This is a genomic window from [Brevibacterium] flavum (assembly GCF_019317305.1).
In the GTDB taxonomy this organism is placed as follows: domain Bacteria; phylum Actinomycetota; class Actinomycetes; order Mycobacteriales; family Mycobacteriaceae; genus Corynebacterium; species Corynebacterium glutamicum.
Window position 1 is genome coordinate 2,746,054 of the sequence record NZ_CP079240.1, and the last position, 20,387, is coordinate 2,766,440.

The window sequence follows — 20,387 nt, forward strand, 5'->3', positions numbered from 1 at the left end:
ATATCACCCAAGATTAACCCTGTTATCCAACCTTCTTGGCCACCATCAGTGAACCGACACCGATGACGATGATCGAAATGCCAAATACCGCGAAGTATCGGAGCTCGGAGGTGTGGTTGGTGGGGTCGTAAAATTTGGACACATTACCTGCAATAGACATGCCGATGGCGAGTGTGAGGAAATACAGGGCGGAGAATCGTGTGGCAAACATTCGTGGTGCGTGGTGCGCAGTCGCAGCCATTCCTCCGGGTCCGATGAAAAGTTCTCCCAGTGAAATGAGGAAAACACTTAAAGGCAGCACCCACACTGGCGCGAGCGGCATTCCAACAAATGGAATAAGAACTAGAAGCCCACTTCCCGCAATGATCACTCCAATGCTGATTCCAATTTTCACTCTTGGGGCGCGTGATCCGCGCATAAACCATAGGGAAATCGGGATGGACAGTGCCAGGATGAAAAAAGGATTGAGTGATTGTGACCAGGCTGCTGGGATCTCAAAATCGCCAACCATGCGGTCAACACGTTCCTGGGAGTACACAGCTAGTACGCCGTAGGTTTGTGCTTGCACTGCCCAGAATGCGGTTGAGCAGATGAAGATCGGGATGAATGCCAGCACTTTTCGTTTCTCTTCGGAGCTGACTTGTGGGTGTCGTAAAGGCTGGATAATGAGCCATAGTGCTGCACCGATTGTTACTAAAAGCAGAGCTCCGGCAAGTTGGTCTGCGCTGATTGTTTCAGTAAGGAGAAGGTAAAGCAGCACTCCGCAAAGCACAGCCACTGCAGCAAATGCGGTGCCAACCACGTGTTTTTCTGCAGGGTTTTGGGCGCGGAGCAGCGCTTTCTTCACCTCGAGCGGGAACGATTGCAGCATTGGTTTCCGCAACGCTGCGTAGATTCCCAATCCGCCGATCATAAGGACTGCGGCTGCGCCGAATCCCATTTCGAAGGAGTACCTGCTGGAGAGCCAACCGGTCAGGAGTGGTCCGAGCAGTGCACCAACGTTGATGCCTAGGTAGAAGAGTTGGAATGCGGGATCTGCCTTTGCGTCTCCTTCTTGTTCACCATGCCTGGATCCCAGCACGGTGATGGCTGCTGTTTTCACAAATCCTGAACCAATCGCGATGCATCCAAGACCAATGGCTAGACCTATTTTCCCACCAATGCCGGCGAGCACAAGGTGTCCGATGGTTACTGAGATCGCACCGCTCAGCAGGGTTTTTTCTGCGCCCAGGACTCTGTCACTGACCCAACCGCCTGCCCAACAGCAGAGGTAGAGCAGTGCGCCATAAACGCCGACCAGTCCTGTTGCTTGGGTTTGATCAAGGCCTAATCCACCGGCTGCAACATCAAAATACAGGTAGTACACCAAGAGTGCTTGCATGCCGTAGAAGCTGAATCGCTCCCACATTTCAATACTGATTATTGAGGTTGCGCTTTTGAACCTAACCCGTTGATCCAGTTGGACCATGACTTCTCCTAAGACAAAGCTGCGGTAATTAAAAACACTTAGCGCCAAAAATTGAACACTGTTCAATTAACCTATTACACTGCAGATATACATCCAAACCAAGTGACGGAGGAAAATGGAAAACCCCAGCTTGCGAGAGCTTGATCACCGAAACATCTGGCACCCGTATGCCGCGCCGGGCGTGCGCAATAGACTCGTCACCAAAACCGATGGAGTGTTTTTGACGCTGGAAGATGGCAGCACCGTGATTGACGCGATGAGCTCCTGGTGGTCGGCAATTCATGGACACGGACACCCCCGACTGAAAGCTGCCGCCCAAAAACAAATCGACACCATGAGTCACGTCATGTTTGGCGGGCTAACCCACGAGCCCGCCATTAAGCTCACCCACAAACTCCTCAATCTCACTGGCAATGCCTTTGACCACGTCTTTTATTCCGATTCGGGCTCGGTCTCAGTGGAAGTCGCCATCAAAATGGCACTGCAGGCCTCCAAAGGACAAGGCCACCCGGAACGAACAAAACTCCTCACCTGGCGGTCCGGCTACCACGGAGACACATTCACCGCGATGAGCGTGTGCGACCCAGAAAATGGCATGCATAGCCTCTGGAAAGGCACACTCCCCGAGCAGATTTTCGCCCCCGCCCCACCAGTTCGGGGGTCATCGCCACAGGCGATTTCCGAGTACCTGCGCAGCATGGAATTGCTTATCGACGAGACCGTCTCCGCAATCATCATCGAACCGATCGTCCAAGGCGCTGGAGGCATGCGCTTTCACGATGTCGCACTCATTGAAGGAGTCGCCACACTGTGCAAGAAGCACGATCGTTTCTTGATCGTCGATGAAATTGCCACCGGTTTCGGCCGCACCGGTGAACTATTTGCCACGTTAAGCAATGGCGTACAACCAGACATCATGTGTGTGGGCAAGGCCCTCACCGGTGGATTCATGTCTTTTGCCGCCACTGTATGCACGGACAAGGTGGCTCAATTGATCAGTACCCCAGAAGGCGGAGGCGCACTGATGCATGGCCCTACCTTTATGGCTAATCCCCTAGCCTGTGCGGTTTCACATGCTTCATTGGAAATCATCGAGACCGGAATGTGGCAAGAACAAGTAAAAAGAATCGAAGCCGAACTTATCGCAGGCCTTTCCCCACTTCGACGTATTCCAGGAGTTGCCGATGTCCGGGTTCTCGGCGCAATTGGTGTCATCGAAATGGAACAGAATGTCAATGTTGAAGCGGCCACTCAGGCTGCATTAGATCACGGTGTGTGGATCCGCCCCTTTGGACGCTTGCTCTATGTCATGCCTCCATATATCACCACGTCAGAGCAGTGCGCACAGATCTGCACTGCGCTTCATGCTGCAGTTAAAGGGAAATAAACCATGCCATTTTTATTTGTCAGCGGTACCGGAACTGGGGTTGGGAAAACCTTCTCCACAGCCGTTTTGGTTCGATACTTAGCCGATCAAGGACACGATGTTCTGCCCGTAAAGCTAGTCCAAACAGGTGAACTTCCAGGCGAGGGAGACATTTTCACCATTGAACGCTTAACTGGAATAGTTGGGCAAGAATTTACTCGTTTTAGAGATCCGCTTGCCCCAAATCTGGCTGCTCACCGCGAGGGCGTGGAACCAATACAGTTCGATCCGCTGGTCTCGTGGCTTCGTGGTTTTGACGATCCAGATCGCATCATTGTGGTGGAGGGTGCTGGCGGGTTACTGGTCAGATTAGGAGAAGATTTCACCCTGGCAGATGTTGCCCTCGCTGTAGATGCACCCCTGGTGATTGTGACAAGCACCGGACTAGGAAGCCTTAACGCTGCTGAATTAACCGTTGAGGCAGCAAACCGCCGAGGACTCACAGTGTTGGGAGTCCTCGGCGGTTCGATCCCTCAAAATCCTGACTTAGCCACAACGCTTAATCTCGAAGAATTTGAAAGAGTCACCGGCGTGCCCTTTTGGGGAGCTTTGCCGGAAGGGTTGTCACGGGTGGAGGGGTTCGTCGAAAAGCAATCTTTTCCGGCCCTTGATGCCTTTAAGAAACCGCCGGCAAGGTGATCGTGAACACCGTGCCTTCGCCTTGCACGCTGTCGACGGTGACTGTGCCGCCGTGGCCTTCGACCAGGGATTTCGTGATCGCAAGGCCGAGGCCCGATCCACCGGATGCGCGTGAGCGGGAGGAATCAGCGCGGTAGAAACGCTCGAAGATATGCTGAGCATCTTCTTCAGACATTCCGACACCGTTGTCTGCCACGAGAATCCTCACGTTTTGTCCATCGGTGTTGATCTCAATGCTGACTTCCGCGTCCGGTCCGCCGTGGTTGAGTCCGTTGGCAACCAGGTTGGTAAGCACTTGGTGGAGGCGAGTTGGGTCGCCTTCAACAACTGGAATGGACTCGGCTTTATTGGACACGTTGACTGTGCGATCTGGCCAGGCTGCGCGCATTGATCCGCGTACTGCCAAGGCGAGTTCCAGCACGTCAACGCGGTGCTTCTCCATTTGCTGGCCTTCGGCACGCGTCAGTGACAGGAGGTCTTCCACAAGCACACTCATGCGTTGGGCTTCGCCACCGATCTTGGACATGACCCAGTTGGCATCATCTGTTGCACCTGATGAATACAGCTCGGTGAAGCCCTTCACAGAGGTCAGTGGTGTGCGGAGCTCGTGGGAGGCGTCGCCAACGAATCGGCGCATCTGAGCTTCTTTTTGCTGGGCGGTCAGAATTGAGGCTTGGAGCTGCTCCAACATGATATTGAGGGCATTCGACAGCTGTCCAACTTCTGTGGTCATTGGCCACTGCGGGACACGTCGATCCAAATCACCGCCCGCAATCCTGGTGGCGGTCTCTTCAACTTCTCTCAACGGCCGCAACGAGCGTCTGACTAGGAAGAGTGAAGTAATCAAAATAGCAACCAGAATCAGCGCGCCGATGATCATCTGCACCACCACCAATCGGTACAGCAGGTTTGTTTCACGCCCCATGCTTTTACCCACCACGGTGATAATGTCACCGTTCTTTTCCGCCATCACACGCCACGGAGTGTTGGAGGCAGAACCGCTAGCAGCATCCACAGTGTGTGGACCAGTACCGATGGTGGTTTCAGCTAGGTCGGGTGCCGATTGTGCATCGTTGAAGATGATGCTGGATCCATCAGGAAAAACCTTGGCCACATAATAATCGCTGGGTGGCCCTTGGCGGACGCCATCGAAATTAAACAGCTCAACGTTATGCGCCCACGTCCCCATCGAGGTCTCTAGCTCTTGATCCATGCGGGTATAGGAAACTTCACGCATGAGGCTGGAGACAGCAATCGCGTTGACCAGCAAACCAAGCCCGGCGATACCCACCACGATCAAAATGATGCGGGTGCGCAGCGGTATGGCTCGTCCGGCAGCTCTGATGGGACCTATTTCAGGTTCTTTTTCTGCTTCTTTTTTTACGCCGACTTCTTGGTTTTCGTCATCGAGCGCAGCAACATAAGGATTTTCCATAGAAGAATTTAGCTACGTGGGGTGCGCAGAACATATCCAACGCCACGAACAGTCTGAATTAGCTGCGGATCCTGGGTGTCCACCTTGCGGCGCAGGTAGGAGATGTAGGATTCCACGACGTTGCCGTCGCCACCAAAATCGTAGTGCCACACGTTGTCCAGGATCTTTGCCTTGGACAGCACCACTTCAGCGTTGAGCATGAGGTAGCGCAGGAGGTTGAATTCAGTTGGGGAAAGATCAATCAGTTCGCCAGCCTTGGTGACCTCGTGGGTTTCATCGTTGAGGGTGAGGTCTGCGTACTGCAGGGAGGTTGAGGTGTCTTCTTCAACTGCTCCACCGCGACGAAGAATCACGCGCAGGCGGGTGATTACTTCTTCCAGGGAGAAAGGCTTGGTCACGTAGTCGTCAGCGCCGATGGTCAGGCCGTGGATGCGGTGCTCCACGGCATCCTTTGCGGTGAGGTACAGAACTGGGCTGTCAAGGCCTTCGCCGCGCAGCTTGGTCAGCAGCTCGAAGCCGTCCATTCCTGGCATCATGACATCGAGGATGTATGCGTCTGGACGGAACTCACGAGCAATCTTCAGGGCTTCATTGCCATCGTTGGCGGTCATCACTGCGAAGCCTTGGAATTTAAGGCTCACGGTGAGCAGCTCGACGATGTTTGGCTCGTCATCAACGACGAGTACGCGGATTTGTCCGTCAGACTGGTTGTCCATTTTTATCTCTTCCATTGGTGTCCATTGGCGGAATGATTAACTTCCCACTAGTGAACACCCTGGAACTTCAACACCACTGAATACTAACTGTGAATGTACTGAAAGAGTTGAAATTGGGATTATTCCCACTCCACATTCTCCAAGTCCACGCCTTCTACCTGCGCTAATGCTTCAATAAGTGTTAAAAGATATGAGGCGTGTCCTTTATAAGTTTCGTTAAAACGCTCGTCTTCCACGTACATCCGAGCCAAAATTACTTGCTTGTTTGCACTCACGGTGTACCACTGACCGATGCTTGCGCGGTGCGCAAGCGCTAGCTCATTGCCCTCTGCAGAGCCGGGCGCGATGCCGCGCAGGGAGGCGTCGATAAGCTTTTCGACGAACCCCTCATGTTCATCTTTCGCCCTCTGAAATTCCTCCTTGGTCATCTTCTCCTGGATCTTTTGGGATTCTTTCCACTCCGGGGTGTCGCCCCAGCGCTGGAAAGCCTCCTCTTGGTACTTGGGCAGATCCTCGCCGAAGATCTCAATCTTTTCCTTCACGCTAATCGCATCCTTTCCAAGGATTTCATCTACTGCCCGGACCATCCGATGCAGCTGACCGATCTGTTCCACTAGGAGTTCCCGCTGGCGGCGCAGGTGCTGATTGGCCGAATCCGGCTGATCAAGCACCTGCGCGATATCCTTCAATGCGATTCCGGCGGCCCTGTAAATAAGAATCTGCAGGGCGCGCTCGACATCGTCTTCTGTGTAAAGGCGATAATCCGTTGTGGTTCGCCAGCTCGGTTGAAGCAACCCGATGCTGTCCCAATGCCGCAGTGTGCGGGTGGTGACACCGAGTAGTTCAGCAGCCTCGCCGATGGTTCGATCTGTCATGACAATCAGTTAAATCCTTGACGTCGCGTGAAGGTCAAGAGGTTTCCCTAATTGTTTCTGCCGCGGGCAACTACCTTCCAGGTACGGAAAGTGCCATCCGCTTCCCGAACGTAGACCTCATCCACCAAATTAATCACGTTGCAGGCATGGTTGGGCACGATGTTGAGCTGCTCCCCGATTACTGGAAGTAGCACTTTATCTGGCCAGAAAATGGTTGCGTGATGCTCCGACAAAGCAGAGATTCGGGCCTCAGGATTCCCCAGAACAAAACCATTGCCATCAATCCATGCTGGTTTATCAGTGCTGAGGATTTTGGATCCCGCATCCAAAATGATCCGACGATCTGACACATTTCGGCTGACCACAGTAGACAGCACCGTCATTGCCACCTGCTTCTCAGTGCAGGCTCCCGAGGTGATCTGCTGGGAATCGTTAAACACATACACGCCTGGTCGCATCTCATCGATCGCGTCTGTAAACTGCGCAGACGGCGAGGAACCGCCAGAAGTCAGGCCGCCAGCAAGTCGCTGGACGCTGTTGTTTAGAGCCTGAAGCTCATCAGCTGCTGCCTGCTCACCATTTCCCGGGCCATAAGAATGCCCAGGAAAAGTAAACACTCCTGCATACCTGCTGCCCAGGGCCTCGCGGATCTGACTCAATTCTGAAGCAGTCGCCGTGACTCCACTTCTACGATGTCCCGAATCCACTTCAATCAGAGCCTTGATATCTTCCCGCAAACCCGCCGTCGCCTGTGCCATCTCTACCGAATCCACGCCAATGGAAATTTCTCCGGGGATCGCGTTCAGGCGTTGCACTGCATGATCGGTTAGATACAGCGGATATGCAATAAAGATGTCCGTAAAACCTGCGCCGGCAAAAATTTCTGCCTCGCCAATGGTTGCGCAGGTGATCCCTCGGGCACCGGCGTCGACCTGCATCTGCGCAATTTCAATGATTTTGTGCGTTTTCACATGCGGACGCAGGGCAATCTCATGGGCACCGGCGTGAGCTGCCATCCTGGAAATGTTGGCAGTTAAGCGCTCGCGGTCAATGAGAACAGCAGGTGTATCAATCATCATGGAGTAGGAATATTCCTTATGTTCGAACGGGCCAGATCGATCATCGCTCCTACTCCTCCACCAAAGACGGTTCGGGTGGCCGCCTTGCTGAATCCCATGACCTGTTCCCACGTGATGGTTGGTGGGATCGACAGCGCATTAGGATCCGTGACGATATCGATCAGTACAGGTCCAGGATATGCCAATGCCTCAGCTAGCTGCTCGCGAACTTTCTTCGGATCGGTGATGCGTACCGATTTGATACCCGCAGCCGCCGCAATCTCTGCGAAATTCACTTCCTCATGGTCAGTACCAAATTCTGGCTGTCCCTCCACGAGCATCTCCAACTTCACCATGCCCAAAGAACTGTTGTTAAACACCACAGCCTTCAGCGGAAGTTGGTGCAGCTTAACGGTCAGAAGCTCACCCAGCAGCATGCCCAAACCACCATCGCCACACATCGCGATTACCTGGCGGTTTCGATCAACACTTTGCGCACCAATCGCATGAGGCAACGCATTAGCCATCGTGCCGTGGCGGAATGAACCCACAAAGTCGCGAGTTCCCTCCGGATTTTCGATGTACCTCGCATGCCACACATTGCACATTCCGGTGTCCACGGTAAACACCGCGTCCTTATCCGCCAGCTCGTTCAAAATAGAGGCAACGTATTCAGGGTGAATAGGCACATGCTTCTCGACGTTATGTGTGTACGTCTCCACCACCGAGCTCAACTTACGCTCGTGTGCCTTGAGCATCCGATCAAGGAAGGAACGATCCGTCTTTTCCTTCACATGAGGCAAAATATTTTCGATTGTTGCAGCAACATCACCGGTCACCGGGTATTTCACCGTGGTACGTCGACCAATGTGCGCACCGTTGATATCCACCTGGGCAACGTTGTCTTTGGGAAGGAAATCAGAATAAGGGAAATCCGTACCCAACAGAATCAGCAGATCCGCCTCATTGGACGCATCCACGCAGGCGCCGTAACCAAGCAGGCCAGACATGCCGACCTCAAACGGATTCTCATGCTGGATGTACTGCTTACCACCCAGCGCATGCCCGATTGGTGATTTAATCTTCTCCGCCAACTCCAACACCTGCGCGCGAGCATTCTTCACGCCCGCACCGCAGAACAAAGTGACAGTCTTAGCGTTGTTAATCGCCTCCACCAGAGCTGCAGCCTCAGTAGGATCCGGGAACACCACAGGAGTGCCAGAAGAAATAGTGGAATTGGAATAAGTGCCGTCACCTGCGTCTTCCTTAGCGATATCACCAGGAATCACTACCACCGACACACCTTTACCAGCCATGGTGGACTGAATCGCATGATGCAAAATGCGTTCACCCTGCTCACCACCATTCACCATCTCGCAGTAACCAGAGCATTCCTTAAACAAAATCTCCGGATGCGTTTCCTGGAAGAACGTCGAACCAATCTGGGCACTCGGAATATGGCTAGCGATGGCCAACACCTTCGCACCATTTCGATGCGAATCATAAAGACCCTGAATCAGGTGTGTGTTTCCAGGACCACAAGAAGCAGCACATACTGCCAGCTCCCCAGTGATCAACGATTCCGCACCAGCTGCAAACGCCGCCGCTTCCTCATTTCTAACGTGCACCCACTCAATATCTGATTGGCGGACAGCATCCACGATCGGATTAAGGCTGTCACCCACCAAACCATAAATTCGTTTCACACCTTGAGCTTCCAAAGTGTCAATTAATTGTTCTGCGTAGCTGTGTGCCATCTGAACTCCTCAACGTTATGGCTATTGTGTTGCCTAACTTGGTGCGACTTCAATTGTGCTCTTCAATTCGAGTTGCTGCCACGCTTCGCCCGCCTGCCAGGGAGTTTCAGGCCCGGGTGGGTACTCGGTACCAAACAGGGATGCCCACTTTTGGGATTTCCGTCGTTGCTGGGCAGTCTGGTTTGGTTTCAGCCCGTCGAAACCAAACACAGATGCCCACGGAACGCCTATTTAAACATCGTGGGCACGCCTGTCTGGTCGCCTCGAAAACTGGCCAAATTTAGACCCCGACCCCATAAAAAGTGACCTCACAGAATCGCCTCTAAGCGCCTCAAAGAACCCGACCCACACTGACAGTCCCCTACGATTTCCGACGTCTTAAATCCCCACACAGCGCCGTGGTCTAAAACACCAACAAAAGAGTTGTAACTGTACCGACCATTCGTTACAGTTACGATCCATGATTTCAGAAACTTTGCAGGCGCAAGCGCCTACGAAAACCCAACGTTGGGCTTTCCTCGCTGTTATCAGCGGTGGTCTCTTTCTGATCGGTGTAGACAACTCAATCCTCTACACCGCACTCCCCCTGCTGCGTGAACAACTCGCAGCCACTGAAACCCAAGCGTTGTGGATCATCAACGCATATCCCCTGCTCATGGCGGGTCTTCTTTTAGGTACCGGCACTTTGGGTGACAAGATCGGCCACCGCCGGATGTTCCTCATGGGCTTGAGTATTTTCGGAATCGCTTCACTTGGTGCTGCGTTTGCTCCAACTGCGTGGGCTCTTGTTGCTGCGAGAGCTTTCCTTGGCATCGGTGCGGCGACGATGATGCCCGCAACCTTGGCTCTGATCCGCATTACGTTTGAGGATGAGCGTGAGCGCAACACTGCAATTGGTATTTGGGGTTCCGTGGCAATTCTTGGCGCGGCGGCAGGTCCAATTATTGGTGGTGCGCTGTTGGAATTCTTCTGGTGGGGTTCGGTTTTCCTCATTAACGTTCCGGTGGCTGTTATCGCGTTGATCGCTACGCTTTTTGTGGCGCCGGCCAATATCGCAAATCCGTCCAAGCACTGGGATTTCATATCCTCGTTCTATGCATTGCTTACCCTTGCAGGTTTGATTGTCACCATCAAAGAATCGGTAAACACTGCACGTCATCTGCCACTGCTTGTAGGTGCCATCATCTTGCTTATCATCGGTGCGATCATGTTCAACCGCAGACAAAAGATCATCCAAGAGCCTCTCCTGGATCTCTCGCTGTTCCGCAGCCGCCTGTTTTTAGGTGGTATGGTTGCTGCGGGCATGGCGATGTTTACTGTGTCCGGTTTGGAAATGACTACCTCGCAGCGTTTCCAGTTGTCTGTGGGTTTCACTCCACTTGAGGCTGGTTTGCTCATGATCCCAGCTGCATTGGGTAGCTTCCCGATGTCTATTATCGGTGGTGCAAACTTGCATCGTTGGGGCTTCAAACCGCTGATCAGTGGTGGTTTCTTTGCCACGGCAGTCGGCATCGCCCTGTGTATTTGGGGTGCAACGCATACTGATGGTTTGCCGTTTTTCATCGCGGGTCTGTTCTTCATGGGCGCGGGTGCTGGTTCGGTAATGTCTGTGTCTTCCACTGCGATTATCGGTTCCGCGCCGGTGCGTAAGGCTGGCATGGCGTCGTCGATCGAAGAGGTCTCTTATGAGTTCGGCACGCTGTTGTCTGTCGCGATTTTGGGTAGCTTGTTCCCATTCTTCTACTCGCTGCATGCCCCGGCAGAGGTTGCGGATAACTTCTCGGCGGGTGTTCACCACGCGATTTATGGCGATGCGGCGCGTGCATCTTTGGACACCGCATACATTAACGTGTTGATCATTGCCCTAGTATGCGCAGTAGCGGCTGCTCTGATCAGCAGTTACCTTTTCCGCGGAAATCCGAAGGGAGCCAATAATGCGCACTAGTAAAAAAGAGATGATTCTGCGCACGGCCATCGATTATATCGGCGAGTACAGCCTCGAGACGCTGAGTTACGATTCGCTCGCCGAGGCGACCGGTCTGTCCAAGTCGGGCTTGATTTATCATTTCCCCAGCCGCCATGCGCTGCTTTTAGGCATGCACGAGTTGCTTGCCGACGACTGGGACAAGGAATTGCGCAACATAACCCGCGACCCAGAGGATCCACTTGAGCGATTGCGCGCCGTCGTGGTTACGCTTGCTGAAAACGTTTCGCGCCCCGAGTTGCTTTTGCTTATCGACGCCCCCTCCCACCCGGATTTCCTAAACGCCTGGCGCACTGTAAATCATCAATGGATCCCCGACACCGATGATCTGGAAAACGATGCCCACAAACGCGCCGTCTACCTGGTGCAGCTCGCAGCCGATGGCCTCTTCGTGCACGATTACATTCATGATGATGTCCTCAGCAAGTCCAAGCGCCAAGCCATGCTGGAAACAATTCTCGATCTGATACCGAGCCAGACTTAAATTTCTACCTTAAAGTCTTGAGCATGACTGTTCAGGAATTCGACCGCGCGACCAAACCCACACCAAAACCCCCAATTGTTTCTTGGGCGTTTTGGGATTGGGGTTCCGCCTCTTTCAACGCGGTCCTCGTGACCTTTATTTTCTCGGTCTATCTCACTGATTCAGTCGGCGCCACCCTCCCCGAGGGTTCCAACGCCACATCACTGTATTCGATGGCGGTCGCCATCGCTGGCGTCATTGTTGCGGTTGTTGCCCCAGTCATGGGCAGGCGATCAGATATCAAGGGCACTCGCCGCAGGTCACTGCGCATGTGGACACTTGTCACCGTGTTCTTGATGTTTTGTCTCTTTGCAGTAAAGAACACTGATCCCACATTTTTCTGGTTTGGTGTAGCCATCATGGCCATCGCCAACATCACCTTTGAGTTCGCCGAAGTTCAGTACTATGCGCAGCTCTCCCAAATCTCGACCCGCGAAAACGTGGGCCGAGTTTCTGGTTTCGGCTGGTCCATGGGTTACTTCGGTGGCATCGTTCTACTGCTTGTTTGTTACCTAGGTTTTGTTGCCGGTGATGGCGATACCCGCGGATTCCTGAACCTTCCTATCGAAGATGGAATGAACATCCGCCTCGTCGCAGTGCTTGCAGCCGTTTGGTTTTTGGTCTCTGCGATTCCGGCACTTCTTCGAGTCCCAGAAATTGAGCCACAGGTAGCTGTCAAGGACCACCCCAAAGGTCTCATCGCTGCCTACAAGGATCTCTTCGGACAGATCGCAGCGCTATGGAAACGAGACCGCAACTCCGTGTATTTCCTCATCGCAGCAGCTGTTTTTCGTGACGGACTCGCCGGAGTATTTACTTTCGGTGCAATCCTTGCGGTCTCTGTGTACGGACTATCTGCCGGTGATGTACTCCTCTTCGGTGTCGCAGCAAACGTGGTCTCTGCGTTGGGAGCGCTCCTCGGAGGATTCCTAGATGATCGCGTCGGGCCAAAACCGATCATCTTGATTTCTCTTGCCATCATGATCGCCGATGCTGCAATTCTCTTCTTCGTTGAAGGCCCCACTAATTTCTGGATCTTCGGATTAATCCTCTGTGCGTTTGTGGGACCTGCACAGTCAGCGTCGAGAAGCTATTTAACACGCCTTTCCCCAGATGGCCAGGAAGGCCAGCTCTTCGGCCTTTATGCCACTACCGGCCGTGCCGTGAGTTGGATGGTGCCGTCGCTGTTTGGTGTATTTGTGGGGCTCACCGGCGATGACCGCACTGGTATTTTGGCCATCGCGCTGATTCTGCTATTCGGTATTGTGCTGCTGAGCATGGTGAAGCCACCGCACAAGGTGAAGTAGACAAAGCGCCCACAAGGATTACTTGAACTGTCTCATGAACTGATTAATCAAATTCTGCAATGCTTCTTGATTGAGAGCCAGTGTGAAGACCAGCGAGCTCAACGCGGTGAACAACGAGATCCAGCTCACGGTCTCAGCTGTAGAGCTTCCGGTCGAACCAACCTCCAGGTCGCTGCCATCATCAGAGTCTTCAATACCAACATTGTCTGGGATTTCATTCGCAGCGTCAGGCCATACATTGTCCACAGAGTCAGACTCGATATCTACTGCCACATGGTCAATTTGGAAGCGGTGTTCTGGGAACGCCTCGTTATTGTCGACCGCTGTAATCCAGCTGTCTTTGCCAGACTGCTCCACCATGGTGTTCAAAATAAGATGCCAAGGCTGCCCGATGACTTCACGGTATTCCTCTTCCGACAACTTGAAGTGCGCGGGGCGAAGAGGTGCAGCGGCTGGGGTAACAGAGTTGCCAAAGACATCTTTGCCAGAGGAAGTTACTGCCTTGCCGTCAATGGTGAATACGATCTGGCCGTCGAAGACTTCGACGCCCCAGTCATGCCAATCCCCAAACATGGACTCTTCCATTTCCATTTGGCGAAGCTTCATCTCTGGGCGGTTGCCAGCACATCCAAGGTGTACTGCCGAGTACTGGGTGTTCACACGAGAGCTGTAGAACTCAGTAATATCCAGTTCACCATAAGGTCGGCCATCGTTGTCAGCACAGAAGTTGGTATTGTTCTGCATCCAGATAGCGGGGCGGACGCCGTCGACAAGCTCTTCGGACTGCGCCCGTGCGCGCACGGTGAGCCGGAAGTTGCCGGCGGGGATCTCTGGAAGGTGGACACGCGCGGAGCTGTAGCGTGTCACCTCACCCGGCGCGCACGGTTCCTCCTGTGCGTTTTCCGGAGTGGCGATGTCATCAGCGGTGGCCAGACAGTGGCGACGGGTCACGATATCCATGCGTCCATCAACGAATTCGACAGCTTCTGGGCGTTGCTCGAGTTCTGGATTCTGCCACGATTCCTTCAAATTGAAGTAGTTCCAGGAAGGCCTGCGGCCATCGGCAAAATCAGCACTTGCTGGCTCGTAGCGTTCCAGCACTGGCATGCGACCGAGGTATTCCAGAGTGTCTTGGGTCAAAAGCTGGGTGGTATCTGGCATGGGGGTGTCTTCAGATACTGCGGGAGATCCGGTGACCTCGATGCGGTCAATCACCATGGACCGGACTGGGAAATCTTCCTCAGAGGAACGTGGTTTTGCCCAGTCGGCGCTTTCTACCTTTTGATTAAGAGTGAGAGTCCATTCGCGGTCGACGATCTCATCAAACGTCTGCGCGGAGATCCCGAAATCATCAATTTCGGCATGCCCCAAAGTGACATCGTTGCGCCATGACTGGCGGTTAATCGCCTCATCATCAATGAAGTACTCAACACCATCGCGGGTCGTGCTCACCGTCCAGGTGTGCTGCACGCCATCGAGGGATTCATCTAGTTTAAGTTCACGAGGTGCACGGTTGGTGCCGTTGACACTTTCAGGATCACAACCCAAGTGGGTGTTTGATGGGGACCACGGTGCACGCAGATCATAAGAGAAGTGCTCTACTAGGTCTAATTCGCCATAAAGTCCATTGTTGGTTGCTGAGGAACATGCTTGCTCACCGTTTTGCATCCAAATGGCGCTTCGTACACCTTCGACTCCACCGGTGTTAAGGGTTGCAGTGACAGAAAGGTCGAACTCGCCACGAGCAATTTTCGGAGTGACAATGCGCGCACTGGTGAACTTTTCAAACTGACCTGGCGCGCAAGGTTCAACTTGCGCTGTGCTGTCATTGAGTTTTCCACGGTTGGCTGGGTCACTGATCGCGAAGTCCTCGTCAACGCAATGGCGTTGCGTGGTGATGGTGAGCTTGCCATCCTCAATGCTCAAAGCATCTTCGGTATAGAGAACTTTATCGCTGCCATAATCTGGCTGGCGGAAAATGTTCCACCCTTTGAGGGCATCTCGGGAATCAAACTCCTCCACCCATGTATATGGTGCAGAGAGATCTGGGGCTGGGTTAACTACTTGGGCAGCAGCTGGAGAAACGGCGACAGTTAAACCAAATGCAGCCGTTGAAAAAGCCGTTACCAAGGCGGTAACGGCTGAGGTCACATGCTTTTTCAAGATGGATAACCTTCCTTTTGCAAACTTGTTTATACGTCTATTTAAACAAGTTGCTAAGGAATTTCATATTTATTGACAACTACAAATAAGGTTTAAGCCAGCTTCTGTACTGTGTGCTGCTCTGCTGGTTTCCCTCACGATCATCGGACTAGTAAGCAACCCACCAAACAATTACTTAGAAGACGCGGCATATCCTGCCTTAGCTCCCCCGGATTTTCCCGCTTTCCCCACCGCGTGCTGTGCTGCGATCCAACCAAAGGTCATTCCGGAACCAACCTGTGAACCAGCACCTGGGTATTCGGAAGACATGACTGATTGGGCGTCATTTCCTGCGGAGTACAGTCCAATGATGGGCTCCCCATCTTCATCAACAACTTGACCGTTGGGGTTGATGCTGATGCCAAAGGCAGTGGCCAGTGGGGTTGGAACTACTGCGATTGCGTAGAACGGTCCCTTTTTGATTGGTCCGACGTTGGGGTTTGGCTTGTTGTCTGGATCGCCGGCGGCTTGACCGAAGAGGAGTTCACCCTTGTGGAAGTCTTCGTCGATACCCGTTTTAGCGAAGGTATTGTAGCGTTTGACGGTTTGTTCCAGGCCGCGTGCATCCACACCGATGTTGCGAGCTAGTTCGCCTAAGGATGATCCTGCGTGCAGGTATCCGGAGTCGATGTATTTTTGCAGAGCCAGTTTAGGCAGGTGAGGCATGGTGATCATGCCGAGGCCATATTTTGCCAGGGTGTGGGAATCAACAATGAGCCAGGCTGGAACAGTCGGGGTGGTTTTGTTGGATTCGTACATGGCGCGCACGAAGCGGTGGTAAGACACGGATTCATCGACAAAGCGCTCGCCTGCTGCGTTGACTGCGATGACTCCGGGGCGTCCACGGTCCCAAATGTGTGGGTACACCGCGGTAGATCCGTCGGCGCGGGTGCCGATCGATGATGGGAACCACAGTGCGTTTTCACCGTTGTCGTCGCCTAGGCGTGCTCCCACTTTCGCAGCAAGGGCCATGGTGTCACCGGTGGCGCTTTCGTTGGTGCGGGAGAACTGTGGGGTGGGTTCTGGCATGTACTTCTTGCGCAGTTCTGGATTCTGGGAGAATCCACCTGCTGCCAGCACCACGCCCTTGTTCACGCGGATACGGTGGGATACTCCCCCCTGATTGACTACCGCGCCAACAACAGCGTTTCCTTCTTTAATAAGTTCAGTAGTCAGCGCGTTTCGCCATACGTCGCCGCCGCGGGTGAGCACCTGGTGGTACATCCGAGCAGTCAGTGCATTACCCATGACAAGGCGGGTGCCACGAGGGTATTTCACCATGTCGGTTGCCCAGCGCAGACCGAGTTTGAGTGCAGTTCCCACTGCGGCGACAGTTTGTTTTGGACGCTTGGAGAAGAGTCCGAGAAGAACATTGACTTCTGGACGGCGCAGCATCATGGTGCCGTTCATCAGTGCGAACTCGTGGACTGGTGGTCTAACGTGCGCGAAGTTGACCTTGCCGAGCTCGCGGCCGTCGAAAGGCTTTGGCTCAAGTGCACGGCCGGTTTTGCCGGTTTCTGGAAGTTCGGAGTGGTAGTCCACCACGTTGGGTGAGCGGAGGAATTCCACGCCGATGTTTTCCATGTACTTCAGCATGTGCGGGCCTTGGTCGACATAGGCCATGCGCATTTCTTTATCCGATTTGTCCCCAACCAGGGTGTCTAGGTAACGCTCTACCTTTTCACGATCATCGGTGATGCCATCTTCGCGCTGGAAGTGGTTGTTGGGGATCCAGATGGTTCCAGCGGAATATGCGGTGGTGCCGCCGATGTAGTCGCTTTTTTCCAGAAGCAAGACATTCAGGCCTTCCACAACACCGGTGAGTGCTGCAGAGAGTCCGGCTGCGCCTGATCCTAGAACAAGCAGGTCAACTTCTTTGTCCCACTTCGCTTCGGAAGCTTTATCCACCATTGTTCTTCTCTTTTCCTTCTACTTTTGTTTCTTAGTGAGACAAGCTCAGTGCTTCAGTGGTTTCCATCTGAAAGGATTGGCTGATGTGCTTACCCACTGCGTATGCGCGGGTGATGGCGGATCCGATGGTTGCGCCACCACCTGGGTAGGCGTCCTTGAATACGGTTGCAGAGCAGTTACCTGCCGCATACAGTCCGCCGAGTGGAAGGCCATCCCAGCCGAGGACTTCGCCGTCTAGGTCGGTCTGCAATCCACCAGCTGTGCCCAGGACTCCGGGGTGGAGTTCGATGGCGTAGAAAGGGCCACTTTCTAAAGGTGCCAAACATGGGTTTGGGGTGTTGGCTGGATCGCCAAGGTGGCGGTCCTGCTCGGTTGCGCCGCGGCCGAATTCGGAGTCGACACCGGTGCGGGCATCGTCATTGAATCGTGAAACGGTGCTTGCAAGGCCTGCAGCATCCACGCCGAGTTTCGCAGCGAGTTCTTCCAGAGTATCTGCCTGAACCATCCATGCTGGGGCTTCCGTGCTGGAGGTAAAAGTTGGGTTACCTGCCACTGGGTACTTAGAGGTGAAGGAGGAATCCATCACTAGGTACGCCGGGATGTTGGCAAAATCTGATTCTTCTGGGTCGATGTTGGCAAAGACTCGAGAGAAATCGTGGTAGTTCAAAGCTTCATTAACAAATCGTTTACCCAGCTTGTTCACCACGATGGAGCCAGGCAGTGTTGCCTCCACGTTGCCCATGCGTCCAGATTGCTGGCCATCGTATTCCGCGCCGTGTGCGGTGATAACAGGAACGCCCCAGATATCGGTTGTCTCTGTGAACGCAGCACCCACGCCGATGCCCAGCTTAAGGCCATCGCCGGTGTTAGATGGTGCAGAAATTGGAGTGATCGGGAACTTCAGGAGGGTCGAGGTGAGCTCCTTGGACCATTCGAAGCCACCTGAGGCGATGACCACGTGCTTTGCGGTGATGGTGTGCTGAAGGGAGGCGTCGATAAGCAAAACTTTCCAGCCGGACTGGGTGCGCTGGAGGGAGCTGGCTGCGGTGCCAGCTGCGATGCGGATGCCGGCGTCCCAGGCGGACGCGATCATGGCGGAGGATAATGCGCCACCCATGGTGCGTACGCCCTGGTTCGCGCGGTCTTTAAGCAGCTGCGGATCAGGTGCGGCGCCGTGGAGGTGGTCGCGCTCATCCATGGTGATCAGCGGCAGGTAGGTCGGCTGGCGCACCGCCTCAACCAGGCCGGGAACCACGGAGGGGTCAAACGGCTTGTGGTCCAAACCGCGGCCGCCTTCGGTGGACCCTGGCCACTCGCGGTGGTAATCCGGGCGATTCAGTGGCGCGTAATCCACGCGGGTTTTCTCATCCAAAAACAGCACTGCCTCAGCGGAATTCTCGATGTACCAGGCAATTTCCTCGTCAGACAACTTGCCCTTGGTCGCCACGCGAATGTACTCCGCAGCAGCTTCCTCGGAATCGGTGAAACCCCGCTGCCCCATTAGATGGTTGTTCGGCGCCCACATCACTCCGCCACCTGCGGCCGTCGTGCCACCAAGCTTGTCATGCTTTTCGACGACGCCCACCAGCGCGCCTCCATCCGCCGCGACAAGTGCGGCGGTCATTCCAGCACAACCAGACCCAAGCACGAGGACATCTAGTTCTTCAGGCCAGTCGGCCGCTGAGGAAAGAAGTGGCTTAGACATTTTGAGCTCCTGGGAAATCAATGGCGATCTTTCCAACACCAGCATTTGGTGTGGTCAACGTGGTGAACGCCTCATCGAGATTCTCAAAATCAAAACGGTGGGTAACCAATGCGCGCAGGGTGTCCTGGTGCTTATCCAGCAGCGCAATGCTCTCTGGGAACAGGTTTTGGGAGTTGCGAGAACCCAAGAGATCGATCTCCTTGGATACCAGCTTGCGCATATCGAAAACCAGATCGCGGTCAGAGATACCCACGCACACCACGCGTCCTGCGGTTGCTACGAGATCAATCGCAGCGGCTAGGGATGCTGGGACGCCGGTTGCATCGATGATCAGGGATGGGCCGTTTCCGTCAGTCCAGGTGTCAACTTCCACTGCCTGCGCAGCGTTCGGGAAACCGCCATCAACCACGAAAGTCTTATCCGCACCGCAGTGCTTAGCCAGATCCAAGCGGGACTGCACCATATCGGTCACAGCGACTTCGCAGCCCTGATCCTTCAGGTAACGAACCGCCAGCACACCGATCGGGCCAGCACCATTGACGATAACCTTCTCGCCACTCACTGGACGGCCACGCTTGCAGGCCTGCATCGCAATTGAGATTGGCTCTACGATCGGTGCCAAATCAAGAGGAAGGGAATCTGGAATCTTAAACAGGTTCGCGTAAGGAACAGCCTGCTCATCAACCAAAGAACCATCTTCGTAGCAGCCGTAAACGCTCATTTCCTTACAAGCATTCACACGACCAACCGAACATGCGTAGCACTTGCCGCAGTAGAACATGGGGCAAATTACAACTCGATCGCCAACATTGAATCCATTGCCTTCATCGGAAGGATCCATCTCAGTGATAATGCCTGCTGCTTCGTGTCCCTGAATAATAGGGAGTTCTGAAGCGTAATCATCATCCCAAATATGGGCGTCAGTGCCACACAGTGTGACCGCTGCCATGGAGATTCGTGCAGAACCAGGCACAATCGTCGGCGCTAGAAGATTCTGAAACTCGATGGTCTGCTTCGAAGTAGTAACAGCAGCCGTGATGATCTTTGCGTTGGTAGTGGTTTCGGTGAATTCTGCGACAGTCATGTTAATTCTTCTCCGCAATAGCTCCGAAAGCAACATTCCACAGGCGAACCAAACGCTCTGAAACGAAACCACCAGAGTAGATAGGGTCCTGATCCATGATCGCTTCAACTTCCTCAACGGAATCGCCCTTGATGATCAGCAGCGCACCCAAAGGATCACATTCAGTCAAACGACCAGAGATCAGCAAGGTGCCTTCCTCGTGGAGGTTCTTCAAGAAATCAACGTGAGTTGGGCGGATTGCTGCCATCTCATCATTTTCTGGAACGTAGGCGTAGGTAACAGCGTATGCAGCCATAG

At 53.8% G+C, this 20,387-nt stretch carries 16 protein-coding genes; 5 read left to right on the forward strand and 11 right to left on the reverse strand.

What is annotated here, in order from left to right; translation table 11 throughout:
- Nucleotides 1-22 precede the first annotated feature (22 nt).
- Nucleotides 23-1,468 (reverse strand): peptide MFS transporter, encoded by a 1,446-nt coding sequence (locus KW808_RS13405; RefSeq protein ID WP_003863101.1) that lies wholly within the window; start codon nucleotides 1,466-1,468, stop codon nucleotides 23-25.
- A gap of 115 nt (nucleotides 1,469-1,583) precedes the next feature.
- Here KW808_RS13405 and KW808_RS13410 point away from each other — a divergent pair, with 115 nt between their 5' ends.
- Both KW808_RS13410 and bioD read left to right on the forward strand, forming a co-directional pair.
- Nucleotides 1,584-2,855 carry an adenosylmethionine--8-amino-7-oxononanoate transaminase gene (locus KW808_RS13410; RefSeq protein ID WP_003863100.1) on the forward strand — a complete coding sequence of 424 codons (1,272 nt, stop codon included), beginning with the start codon at nucleotides 1,584-1,586 and terminating at the stop codon, nucleotides 2,853-2,855.
- Between the two features lie 3 nt (nucleotides 2,856-2,858).
- A complete protein-coding gene (bioD, locus tag KW808_RS13415; protein ID WP_003863099.1) occupies nucleotides 2,859-3,533 on the forward strand; it encodes a dethiobiotin synthase in 675 nt (224 codons plus the stop codon).
- Here bioD and KW808_RS13420 read toward each other — a convergent pair.
- The 5 genes from KW808_RS13420 to KW808_RS13440 form a co-directional block, all read right to left on the reverse strand.
- A complete protein-coding gene (locus tag KW808_RS13420) occupies nucleotides 3,511-4,968 on the reverse strand; it encodes a sensor histidine kinase (protein ID WP_003863098.1) in 1,458 nt (485 codons plus the stop codon). The two genes, bioD and KW808_RS13420, sit on opposite strands and share 23 nt — an antisense overlap.
- An 8-nt stretch (nucleotides 4,969-4,976) precedes the next feature.
- The gene (locus KW808_RS13425) at nucleotides 4,977-5,684 is read right to left on the reverse strand and encodes a response regulator transcription factor (protein ID WP_003863097.1); all 708 of its coding nucleotides are present in this window, start codon (nucleotides 5,682-5,684) and stop codon (nucleotides 4,977-4,979) included.
- 119 nt (nucleotides 5,685-5,803) lie between these two features.
- Nucleotides 5,804-6,559 (reverse strand): MerR family transcriptional regulator, encoded by a 756-nt coding sequence (locus tag KW808_RS13430; RefSeq protein WP_003863095.1) that lies wholly within the window; start codon nucleotides 6,557-6,559, stop codon nucleotides 5,804-5,806.
- A gap of 47 nt (nucleotides 6,560-6,606) precedes the next feature.
- Nucleotides 6,607-7,638: a D-TA family PLP-dependent enzyme gene (locus KW808_RS13435; protein ID WP_003863093.1), complete on the reverse strand. Its 1,032-nt coding sequence runs from the start codon at nucleotides 7,636-7,638 to the stop codon at nucleotides 6,607-6,609.
- Nucleotides 7,635-9,374 (reverse strand): pyruvate dehydrogenase, encoded by a 1,740-nt coding sequence (locus KW808_RS13440; RefSeq protein ID WP_003863092.1) that lies wholly within the window; start codon nucleotides 9,372-9,374, stop codon nucleotides 7,635-7,637. Before KW808_RS13440 ends, KW808_RS13435 begins: the two co-directional genes overlap by 4 nt.
- 460 nt (nucleotides 9,375-9,834) lie before the next feature.
- Between KW808_RS13440 and KW808_RS13445 the strand changes: the two genes are divergently transcribed.
- From KW808_RS13445 to KW808_RS13455, 3 genes are read left to right on the forward strand one after another with little or no spacing between them, the layout of a single operon-like run.
- Nucleotides 9,835-11,319: an MFS transporter gene (locus tag KW808_RS13445; RefSeq protein ID WP_003863090.1), complete on the forward strand. Its 1,485-nt coding sequence runs from the start codon at nucleotides 9,835-9,837 to the stop codon at nucleotides 11,317-11,319.
- Nucleotides 11,309-11,842 (forward strand): TetR/AcrR family transcriptional regulator, encoded by a 534-nt coding sequence (locus KW808_RS13450; protein ID WP_003863088.1) that lies wholly within the window; start codon nucleotides 11,309-11,311, stop codon nucleotides 11,840-11,842. Before KW808_RS13445 ends, KW808_RS13450 begins: the two co-directional genes overlap by 11 nt.
- Before the next feature lie 23 nt (nucleotides 11,843-11,865).
- On the forward strand, nucleotides 11,866-13,188 hold the full coding sequence (locus KW808_RS13455) for an MFS transporter (protein ID WP_003863087.1): 1,323 nt from the start codon (nucleotides 11,866-11,868) through the stop codon (nucleotides 13,186-13,188).
- 18 nt (nucleotides 13,189-13,206) lie between these two features.
- Here the strand turns inward: KW808_RS13455 and KW808_RS13460 are convergent, their stop codons facing one another.
- From KW808_RS13460 to KW808_RS13480, 5 genes are all read right to left on the reverse strand, one after another.
- Nucleotides 13,207-15,351 (reverse strand): family 16 glycosylhydrolase, encoded by a 2,145-nt coding sequence (locus KW808_RS13460; protein WP_003863085.1) that lies wholly within the window; start codon nucleotides 15,349-15,351, stop codon nucleotides 13,207-13,209.
- A gap of 171 nt (nucleotides 15,352-15,522) precedes the next feature.
- On the reverse strand, nucleotides 15,523-17,301 hold the full coding sequence (locus tag KW808_RS13465) for an FAD-dependent oxidoreductase (RefSeq protein WP_003863083.1): 1,779 nt from the start codon (nucleotides 17,299-17,301) through the stop codon (nucleotides 15,523-15,525).
- Nucleotides 17,302-17,332: 31 nt separating this feature from the next.
- Entirely contained in the window at nucleotides 17,333-19,006 is a 1,674-nt protein-coding gene (locus KW808_RS13470) for an FAD-dependent oxidoreductase (protein ID WP_003863080.1), read from the reverse strand.
- Complete coding sequence (locus KW808_RS13475) at nucleotides 18,999-20,090, reverse strand: zinc-binding dehydrogenase (RefSeq protein WP_003863078.1); 1,092 nt, start codon at nucleotides 20,088-20,090, stop codon at nucleotides 18,999-19,001. Before KW808_RS13475 ends, KW808_RS13470 begins: the two co-directional genes overlap by 8 nt.
- A gap of 1 nt (nucleotide 20,091) precedes the next feature.
- The gene (locus tag KW808_RS13480) at nucleotides 20,092-20,385 is read right to left on the reverse strand and encodes a YciI family protein (protein WP_003853965.1); all 294 of its coding nucleotides are present in this window, start codon (nucleotides 20,383-20,385) and stop codon (nucleotides 20,092-20,094) included.
- Nucleotides 20,386-20,387 lie beyond the last annotated feature (2 nt).